This is a genomic window from Priestia aryabhattai B8W22 (assembly GCF_000956595.1).
GTDB classification, from domain to species: domain Bacteria; phylum Bacillota; class Bacilli; order Bacillales; family Bacillaceae_H; genus Priestia; species Priestia aryabhattai.
In genome coordinates this window covers 198,054-207,459 of record NZ_JYOO01000005.1, presented here as the reverse complement: position 1 = coordinate 207,459, position 9,406 = coordinate 198,054, and the positions used below count along the sequence as shown (strand labels likewise).

Genomic DNA, 9,406 nt, shown 5'->3' with positions numbered 1-9,406 from the left:
TTTTTTTTATGCCCATTGAATGCCTTCAGCAGATTTTTCTACGACATCTTCATATTCTGAAAGCAAATGCTGAAAAATGGCGTCCCATGATTGAGTAAGAGCATAGTGTCTCGCTGCATGGCCAAAGTGAAGCCGCTGGTGCAAATCATCGAGTAAACCTGTAATAGCCGAACTGAATTCTTCTAAGGAGTGAGGTTTGCAAAGGTAGCCGTTTCGCCCGTGCTGAACCATCTGTTTAACTCCTCCTGCATTTGCTGCCACTACAGGAGTTCCAGAAGCAAGAGACTCCAGTACGACATTTCCGAAGGTTTCTGTTTCTGAAGGAAAAACAAACAAATCAGATGACGAGTAGATATGAGCAAGTTGCTTACCTTCAAGAAAGCCTGTAAATGTCATATGCTCAGATGCTTGCTGCTGCATCTGTTCCTTTAAAGGGCCGTCTCCCACAATAACCCAGTGAATTTGATGACGGATATGATCAGGTAGAGATCGTGCGATTTTTATTAAAAAATCAGCGTTTTTTTCTTTAGCTAATCTGCCTACATACGTTAAAATGTAGGGTTTTTTAATATTGTATTTAATACGAATATCAAAGCGGTCATAGTGGGGATGAAACAATTTGTGATTCACCCCTCGCGACCAAATAGCTACGTTGTGAAACCCTTGTTCTTCTAGCTGCTGTTTGGTTACTTCGGAGGGAGCGAATATTTTCTGTACAGGTTTATAAAACCATTTCATATATTTTTGCAGTGGTACACGCATTTTTTCAAGTTCATAGTGAGATAAATAATCATCAAAATTGGTATGATAAGAGCCGACAAGAGGAACACCTAATCTTTTCCCGTAATAGGAGCCGCAAAGCCCCATTGTAAAAGGGGTGGCCAAATGAATGAGAGAAGGGTTGAATTCCTGCAGCTGCTTTTTAATTTTTAGAACGTTTGGCAATGAAAAGCGGCTGTTTGGATAAAGGAAAAAAGGCATGCTGGGCGAGCGGTGAACATACGTTGAAAATGACTGATTATGAGCAAATTCAGGAGCAAATACCTGGATGGGAATTTGCTTTGATTTGACATACTGAGTAAATTGATAAAGTGTTTTAGCAGCTCCGTTAACTTCCGGAGCAAATGTATCGGTAAATAAAGCAATTCTCATTAGTACTCCTCCTATCAATTAGACTAAAAATATGTTCAGTGAAACAGCACCTGAAAAGATGCCGAGTATCAGGCCTACCATGACATCCGTCGGATAGTGCAGACCGAGATAAATTCTTGAAACTCCTACCGTGACTGCAAGAGGCAAAAGAATGGCAGCGAAGGCTGGATAAGTAATCATCACAGGGGTAACTAACGAAAAAATAGCTGTTGTATGCCCCGATGGAAATGAATGATCTTTTAATGGATTTTCTAATACTTTTGTATGCTTTAGTTGAATATAAGGCCGTTGTCTAGGATATAGCTTTTTAGCAATGGCAACAGGAATATGGCTAACAGCTAGAGAAAACCCACAAGCGTAAGCAACGGATGAAGGGTGCAGAAATAGCAGCAAGCATGCTATCACAATGGTAAACGTGGCTCCGCCGGCGTGAGTTAGTAAACGTAAAAACCTATTTAAGTGCTTTCGATCAAAGTGTTGATTTACACTTTTGAATAATCGGCATTCGGCATCGTATACATACTGAATTAACTTAGCTTTCATAGAGTCGCTCCCTTTTCAATAAATACGTCTTTATTATTCAGTTTAATCTTTAATTGTGGAGGCAGTACTAAAACGATGTAAATTAATATGGAAATTTCTTTACAATTGTGGGGAGAATAGAACATGATTAGAGAGTTTGTGGAGATACTAAAAAAATTCCCTCAGTATGACTTTCTGAGGGAACGTTTCCTTTATAATGAAGAATCAGATTTCTTAATAGACTTATAATACTGCCCTTTTTCTACATATTCTGTACGGATGCGCTGCATATCTTTTAAATCCTCCTCAGTCAGAGTGCGGATCACTTTAGCAGGTCGACCGAGTGCGAGAGTATTAGGTGGTATTTTTTTACCGGGAGGCACTAAACTTCCAGCACCGATAAAAGCACCTTCACCAATTTCCGCACCGTCTAAAATAATAGAGCCCATGCCAATGAGCGCGCGTTTGCGGATGATGGAGCTGTGTAAAATAACTTGATGTCCTACTGTCACATCATCCTCAATAAGCAACGGAGCATTTGGGCTTTGATGGAGTGTTGATTGATCTTGTATATTTACTCGTTTACCGATAATAGTAGGCGAAACATCTCCTCTAATAACAGTGTTAAACCAAATGCTGCTTTCTTCACCAATGGTGACATCTCCAGTAATCGTGACATAGTCTGCGATGAAGCAGCTGGGTGCAATGGTAGGCATTTTTTCTTTATACGGATAAATCATCAAATCATCTCCCTTTATTAGTTGAAAAAAAGTAGTAAATCTTCTAATGTAAGTGTACAAAGGTTTTTAAAGCAGGTAAACAAAAAAAGGAAGAAGGAGTAACTCAAATGCATAAATGGGAAGCAGTAAATCCAAAAGGCGTTATTGTCATGGTCCATGGAGCGGCGGAGCATCACGGGCGCTATCGCTGGCTGATTGAGATGTGGCGTTCAGTTGGAATGCACGTAATCATGGGAGACCTTCCTGGCCAAGGCTTAACAACGAGAAGAAGAGGACATATCCTATCCTTTGATGAATATGTATATGAAGTGGAAGAATGGGTACGTGAAGCGCAGAAATATGATTTGCCTATTTTCCTGTTAGGACACAGTATGGGAGGATTGGCGGTTATTCGTACGCTTCAGACAAAGAATCTCCCTATATGGGGTGCGATTCTTTCCTCACCTTGTTTAGGATTAAAAGAGCAAGTACCAGCTTACTTAGATATGTTATCTAAAGGATTAAATAAAGTCATGCCGAACAAACTTTTTGATTTGGGTCTCACTGTTGAAAAAGCAACAAGAAACCAAGAAGTTCGAGATGAAGATGAAAACGACTCACTGTACGTTACAAAAGTTTCCGTAAGATGGTACCGAGAATTGATTCAAGCTGTTAACTTAGCTTTTAAAGATATCGATCGTTTGCCGGATGTTCCGCTTCTTGTGATGCAGGCAGGAGAAGATAAAATTATTGAAAAGCTGATTGTTAGACAGTGGTTTGATGAAATAGAGCTAAGTGAAAAAATCTACAAAGAATGGTCTCAGCTGTATCACGAAATCTTTAATGAGCCTGAAAGAGAATACGTTTTTACATACGCGAAAAGCTTTGTTGATCTTCACATTTAATGAGTGCTGTCAGAAATTGAGGTGAAAATAAATGAAGATTCCGTCTCGTCCTATTTCATTAATGAGAAAAATTTATCGAGAAGTGTTTCCCGTCGTTCATCATGAGCTTGACCATTGGCGGGAACGGGCAAAAGAGATTCCTAATAAAGAATTACGCACTCAAGCATTGGCAAGCATCGATACAAAAACTTTTCATTGTGAAGGAGGCGGCATCCTATCGATTTTAGCGAAAGAAAACATGATTGAATGCGTAAAATTTATCGTTGCCTACCAAACAATCAGCGATTACTTAGATAACTTATGTGACCGCAGCAATTCGCTCGATCCTAAAGATTTTGCAGCCTTACATGAATCGATGCCAGATGCGTTGACTCCTCATGCACCTCTTGGAGATTACTATCGTTTTCGAACGGATAAAGACGACGGAGGATACTTAGGGGAACTTGTCCAGACTTGTCAGCAGTCCTTGCGAAAAGCCTGTAATTACCATATCGTCTCTTCACATTTACTAGAACTAGCTACTTATTATTGTGATTTGCAAATACATAAGCATGTTGAAATCAAGGAAAGAGTTCCGCGATTAGAGAATTGGTTCGATGCTCACCGGCACAGTGTTCCTGAAATGGAGTGGTATGAATTTTCAGCGTGCTCTGGTTCAACGTTAGGCATTTTTTGTTTGGTCGCTTACAGTTTTCAAGAAGAGATGACCGAAGAAATGACGGAGAAAATAAAAGCGGGATATTTTCCTTATATTCAAGGTTTACATATTTTACTCGATTATTTAATTGACCAAGAAGAAGATAAAGCAGGAGGAGATTTGAACTTTTGTTTTTATTATCCTCACTATCAGCAAATGATGGATCGCTTTTTGCATTTTGTTGTAAAAGCGGACGAATATGCTAAAAAACTGCCGGATTATCACTTTCACTGCTTTATCTATAAGGGACTCTTGGGCGTTTATTTGTCCGATCAAAAAGTGCGGGCACAAAAACATGTTCATGTGAATGCACGTAGATTAATAAAAGCGGGGGGAGCACTCAGCTACTTTTTCTATATCAACGGACGCTTGTACCGAATGCTAAAAAGATAAGCCATATGCGGCTTATCTTTTTTCAATAGCAATGATGAACGGAGGATTGTTTTGCTGATTCATGAAGCTGTATTGTAGAACATGGACGTTTTTTTGATCAAGGTTTTGGACATACGTTAGTAAATCGTCTCTTTCTTGTTTCCCTTGTTCGTGTCCATGATAAATAACGAGCACAATCACTCCTTCAGGTGCTAGCAAATCAAGTAACTGCTCAATTGCAGAGATTGTTGTTTCAGAAGTGGTGACGATGTCTTTATCTCCACCTGGTAAATAACCTAAATTAAAGACAGCGCCCGTAACTCGTCCATTAATAGAAGTAGGAAGCAGGTTTATATTGCTGTGACTTTCTTGGATAAGCGTGACTCGGTTTTCTACATTATGTTCTGTCAATCGCTGCTGAGTTGCTTGAATGGCTTGGGGCTGAATATCAAATCCATATACATGACCTGCATCTCCGACTAAATTAGCTAAAAACAATGTATCATGTCCATTTCCTGCCGTGGCATCAATCGCGACATCTCCTTCGGCCACAGCATTAGTGAGCAACGTGCGGGCAAAAGGCAGGATACGTTCTATTTTCATCTTTCCATCAACTCTTTTTCATAATATTTTCCTTGATAGCTTTGGCGACGTTCGAGCTCTTGATCAATGGCATTTAACACGCTCCACTTATTCACGCTCCACATCGGTCCGATCATGAGGTCTATCGGTCCATCACCAGTAATACGATGAACAATCATCTCAGAAGGGATCATTTCGAGCTGGTCGCATACAAGCTTTACGTATTCTTCAAATGAAAGAAATTCAACAAGGCCCTTTTCATACTGTTTGACCATAGGAGTTCCTTTTAGCAAATGAAGCAGGTGAATCTTAATTCCTTGAACGTCTAATTTCGCTACTTCTCGTACCGTTTTCATCATCATATCAGGTGTTTCTAAAGGCAGGCCATTAATGATGTGAGAACAAACGCGGATACCGTGTTTTCGAAGTTTTGCTACACCATCTACATAGCATTGATGATCATGTGCCCGGTTGATAAGCAGTGAAGTTCGTTCGTGAACAGTCTGCAGTCCAAGCTCTACCCATAGATAAGTTCGTTCATTTAATTCAGCCAAGTATTCCACCACATCGTCGGGGAGACAGTCAGGTCGTGTGGCGATAGAAAGTCCAACAACTCCAGGAAGCTTTAAGACCGCTTCATATTTTTCACGAAGCTCCTCAACAGGAGCATGAGTGTTAGTGAATGCTTGAAAGTAAGCAACGTATTTTCCGTCTTTCCATTTATGATGCATTTTTTCACGGATTTCGTTAAATTGTGTCACAAGATCATCCGCTCTGTTTCCAGCAAAATCTCCTGAACCGGCAGCGCTGCAAAACGTACAGCCGCCGTGAGCTACCGTGCCGTCTCTGTTTGGACAATCAAATCCTCCATCTAAGGCTACTTTAAATACCTTATGGCCAAAGTGGTTACGTAAGTGGTAATTCCAGGTATGATAACGTTTGTTTTCAGATTTATACGGAAATGGGTTTGTCTGATTCAAATCAGCAACCTCCTTTTTACATGCAATATACATCAACAAATTGTATCAAAAACGTGAAAAAGTGCCAAACAAATTTAGGATGCTTATATTTAACAGGTTCTTCTTGTCGTAAAGGAGAGTAAAGTTGCGCAAAATAAGACAGAAATGAACGAATAGGAGGAATAGAGAATGACAACTCGTCAAGCAGTGGATCAACTTATGCAGCAGTGTGAAGATGCTATTCGCTTTGGACAAGGTCAGTTGCAGGAAGGCATGAAGCAAGAACATTACAATGACACTGAATATACAAAAGCACAGGAAAAATTAGAAAATGCTTATAAAGAAATTGAAGAGTTTTCTCACAGTGCAAATGCACAGCAAAGAGAACAGCTATATCGCATGCGTCTGCAAGTTCAGCAGCTGCAAAATAAATTAATCACAACTCAGCATTAAGGAGAGGATTTTATGGCAACTCGTTCAAATCAAAATAACCCGGAACAAAAAACAAAAAACGGGATCAACAGCAATGACATTGAGCTAGGAAAAGATTTTGATCCGGTAAAAGAATTAAAAGCACGAAACAGCAAGCGTGCACAGCCGGTTCGTTCGAAGCAAAAATAAGCGGTGAAAAGGTGATTTTGCATGATATTGTCATGTGAAATCACCTTTTTAAATAGTCAGCGAATTTCAAATAAATTGTCTATATGTAAAAGCATTGCGAACCCTTTAAGAAAAGACTAGAATGTACGTTGGCATTCGAATAGATAGGGGGGAGATCAATGCCCAAATCACTTTGGTTTTTGATTATTGGTATGCTTGTAAACGTAACGGGAGCTTCATTTTTATGGCCTCTCAATACAATTTATATAAATGAACATTTAGGAAAGTCGTTATCCGTTGCAGGAGTGGTTCTTATGCTGAATTCTGCTGCAAGCGTAGTGGGTAATTTGTTAGGGGGAACACTTTTTGACAAAATCGGAGGATATAAATCCATCTTATCAGGAATTATTATTACTCTTATTGCATTAGTGGGACTCGTGTTTTTCCATGGTTGGCCTACATACGTTGTTCTCTTGGTTGTTGTAGGGTTTGGATCTGGTATTGTCTTTCCATCTATGTATGCAATGGCAGGATCCGTTTGGCCACAAGGCGGAAGAAAAGCATTTAATGCGATGTACGTTGCTCAAAATGCAGGAGTGGCTATCGGCGCTGCGGTAGGAGGCATTGTAGCATCTTATTCATTTACGTATATTTTCTTAGCTAATACAATTTTATACGTTATTTTTCTGCTTATTGCTATTTTTTCATATCGTCATATTTCGGTTACCGTTGGGCAAACGAATGTCCTTAATGAAGCTGGGAGCATTGGGCATAAAACGAAGCTGACTGCTCTTCTTATTTTATGTACGGGGTATGTCTTATGCTGGGTAGCGTATGTTCAGTGGCAAACAACGATTGCTACGCATACGCGTGAGCTGAATATACCTCTTTCTAGCTACAGTTTACTTTGGACGATTAACGGGATTTTAATTGTAGTCGGTCAGCCTTTGATTGTACCCATCATTCAAAAAGTAGCAAAAACATTAAAAGTACAGGTCCTAATTGGAACGGTTATTTTTGTGGCTTCTTTCATCATCGTGGTGAATGCTACAACATTTCCGCAGTTCTTAACAGCAATGGTTGTATTAACAATTGGAGAAATGTTCGTTTGGCCAGCCATTCCAGCTGTTGCGAGTCAGTTGGCTCCATCTGGAAAAGAAGGATTTTATCAAGGTGTAGTTAACAGCATGGCTACTGCAGGTAAAATGATTGGTCCTCTCTTTGGAGGCGTTATTTTCGATGCGTTTAATATGTCTACGCTGTGCTATTTATTAATTGCGCTATTGCTATTCAGCATGTGTACAACATGGATATACGATTATAAATTAAAAGAAAAACGTCAGCGTTCATTAACCATCTCTAAATAAATAGAGATGGTTTTATTTTTGACTGCTTAATAAACGTAGGAATGTCTTCAGTATTCCTTTAATAATATAGTAGGGGTTGTGACAAGCAAAGAAAGGAGTATATACCTGTAAAATTGTAAGCGTTTTCTAATTATATGACTTCATGGGGGGCTAAACATGCTTAGTATGATTGGATTAATTGGAGGATTATTGCTGCTCATTGTATTAACGATGAGAGGCATGAATTTATTTATAGCAGGTCCGCTCAGTGCTTTAGTTGTTGCGTTAACAAGCGGAATGCCTTTATTTCCACAGCTGGTGAAAGAAGGAGAAGCAAATTTTGTTGGAAATTACATGTCTGGTTTCACAGGATTTATTGCCTCTTGGTATTTAATGTTTCTATTGGGCGCCGTCTTTGGAAAAGTAATGGAAGACAGCGGGGCCGCTGATAGTGTTTCTCGCTGGATTGTCAGTAAACTAGGAATGAAAAGAGCAGTGTTGGCGATTGTACTTGCCTGTGCGGTCTTAACATACGGAGGAGTCAGTCTGTTTGTAGTAGCATTCTCTGTTTATCCAATGGCTTTAAGCTTATTCAAACAGGCGGATTTGCCGAGGCGGTTTATCCCTGCTGCTTTAGCATTCGGTTCCGTTACGTTTACGATGACCTCGGCTGGATCTCCTGAAATCCAAAACTGGATTCCAATTGAATATTTGAAGACTAGTCCGTATGCAGGGTGGGAAGTTAGTTTAGTTGTAGCGGTAGTGATGGCTGTATTCGGCTACTGGTGGTTAAAGCGCTTGATTTCAAAAGCAGTTAAAAATGGAGAGCGTTTTATATCACGCGAAAAAGATCCAGCAGTAACGGAAAATCAGTCTCTTCCTAATCCGTTATTAAGTTTGCTTCCGCTTGTGGTCGTGCTCATTATTTCTTTTGCGCTTCATAAGCCACTTCAGCAATCTGCGTTGATTGTGGCACTTTTAAGCGGGATCATTGTCACTTATATTGTGAACCGAAAGCATTTTAAAGGGTTTTGGAACGCAGCCTCAGAAGGAACGCTGGGGGCGTTAATTGCGATTGGGAATACAGCTGCTGTCGTAGGTTTTGGAGGAGTTGCTAAAGCTGTTCCCGCGTTTGGAGTGGCTGTAGACGCTATGACGCATATTCCAGGAAGTCCGTTGATTGGGGGAGCTATTGCGGTAAGTGTTATCGCGGGGATGACAGGTTCGGCTTCAGGAGGTCAGGCGATTGCTTTGCCAATCTTAGCCCCTCACTATCTAGATGCTGGTGTAAATCCAGAAGCTCTCCATCGCGTAGTAGCTATTTCTTCTGGAGTATTAGATTCTTTGCCTCATAATGGTTATGTCGTCACCACAATTAATTCTATTTGCGGAGAAACTCATAAAGATGCGTATGGATCAGTTGCAGCGATGACGGTAATTGTTCCGCTTGTTGGTCTTGCACTTGCGATTATCCTGTTTTCTTTTGGATTTGGCATTTAATAATAGCTGCTAAAGAAAGTAGAGGCTGAGACAAAAGGATTTTAGCCGAAGG

At 40.1% G+C, this 9,406-nt stretch carries 11 protein-coding genes; 6 read left to right on the top strand and 5 right to left on the bottom strand.

Annotation, left to right across the window (positions count from 1 at the left end):
* Positions 1–6: 6 nt before the first annotated feature.
* The 3 genes from N178_RS06210 to N178_RS06200 form a co-directional block, all read right to left on the bottom strand.
* The gene (locus N178_RS06210) at positions 7–1,152 is read right to left on the bottom strand and encodes a glycosyltransferase family 4 protein (protein WP_045291282.1); all 1,146 of its coding nucleotides are present in this window, start codon (positions 1,150–1,152) and stop codon (positions 7–9) included.
* An 18-nt stretch (positions 1,153–1,170) separates the two neighbouring features.
* Positions 1,171–1,695, bottom strand: a complete 525-nt coding sequence (locus tag N178_RS06205) for a phosphatase PAP2 family protein (protein WP_045291281.1) — start codon at positions 1,693–1,695, stop codon at positions 1,171–1,173.
* Between the two features lie 191 nt (positions 1,696–1,886).
* The gene (locus N178_RS06200) at positions 1,887–2,414 is read right to left on the bottom strand and encodes a gamma carbonic anhydrase (RefSeq protein WP_014457969.1); all 528 of its coding nucleotides are present in this window, start codon (positions 2,412–2,414) and stop codon (positions 1,887–1,889) included.
* Between the two features lie 107 nt (positions 2,415–2,521).
* Between N178_RS06200 and N178_RS06195 the strand changes: the two genes are divergently transcribed.
* Both N178_RS06195 and N178_RS06190 read left to right on the top strand, forming a co-directional pair.
* Positions 2,522–3,298 carry an alpha/beta fold hydrolase gene (locus N178_RS06195; protein WP_013059532.1) on the top strand — a complete coding sequence of 259 codons (777 nt, stop codon included), beginning with the start codon at positions 2,522–2,524 and terminating at the stop codon, positions 3,296–3,298.
* Positions 3,299–3,329: 31 nt separating this feature from the next.
* Positions 3,330–4,388, top strand: coding sequence for a tetraprenyl-beta-curcumene synthase family protein (locus N178_RS06190; RefSeq protein ID WP_045291280.1), 1,059 nt, complete (start codon positions 3,330–3,332; stop codon positions 4,386–4,388).
* Between the two features lie 12 nt (positions 4,389–4,400).
* On the opposite strand, the gene mnmM is transcribed toward N178_RS06190, so the two are convergent.
* Together mnmM and mnmL are read right to left on the bottom strand one after the other, a co-directional pair.
* Complete coding sequence (gene mnmM, locus N178_RS06185; RefSeq protein ID WP_045291278.1) at positions 4,401–4,970, bottom strand: tRNA 5-(aminomethyl)-2-thiouridylate-methyltransferase MnmM; 570 nt, start codon at positions 4,968–4,970, stop codon at positions 4,401–4,403.
* A complete protein-coding gene (mnmL, locus tag N178_RS06180; RefSeq protein ID WP_045291276.1) occupies positions 4,967–5,929 on the bottom strand; it encodes a tRNA modification radical SAM protein MnmL/YtqA in 963 nt (320 codons plus the stop codon). The genes mnmM and mnmL overlap by 4 nt, the downstream gene beginning before the upstream one ends.
* Positions 5,930–6,097: 168 nt before the next feature.
* On the opposite strand from mnmL, the gene N178_RS06175 reads away from it, so the two are divergent.
* From N178_RS06175 to N178_RS06160, 4 genes are all read left to right on the top strand, one after another.
* Complete coding sequence (locus N178_RS06175) at positions 6,098–6,361, top strand: YtzC family protein (RefSeq protein WP_013059528.1); 264 nt, start codon at positions 6,098–6,100, stop codon at positions 6,359–6,361.
* 12 nt (positions 6,362–6,373) lie between these two features.
* Positions 6,374–6,529: a hypothetical protein gene (locus N178_RS06170; RefSeq protein WP_013059527.1), complete on the top strand. Its 156-nt coding sequence runs from the start codon at positions 6,374–6,376 to the stop codon at positions 6,527–6,529.
* 158 nt (positions 6,530–6,687) lie between these two features.
* The gene (locus tag N178_RS06165) at positions 6,688–7,875 is read left to right on the top strand and encodes an MDR family MFS transporter (protein ID WP_045291274.1); all 1,188 of its coding nucleotides are present in this window, start codon (positions 6,688–6,690) and stop codon (positions 7,873–7,875) included.
* A gap of 156 nt (positions 7,876–8,031) precedes the next feature.
* A complete protein-coding gene (locus N178_RS06160) occupies positions 8,032–9,354 on the top strand; it encodes a GntP family permease (protein ID WP_045291272.1) in 1,323 nt (440 codons plus the stop codon).
* Positions 9,355–9,406: the final 52 nt, after the last annotated feature.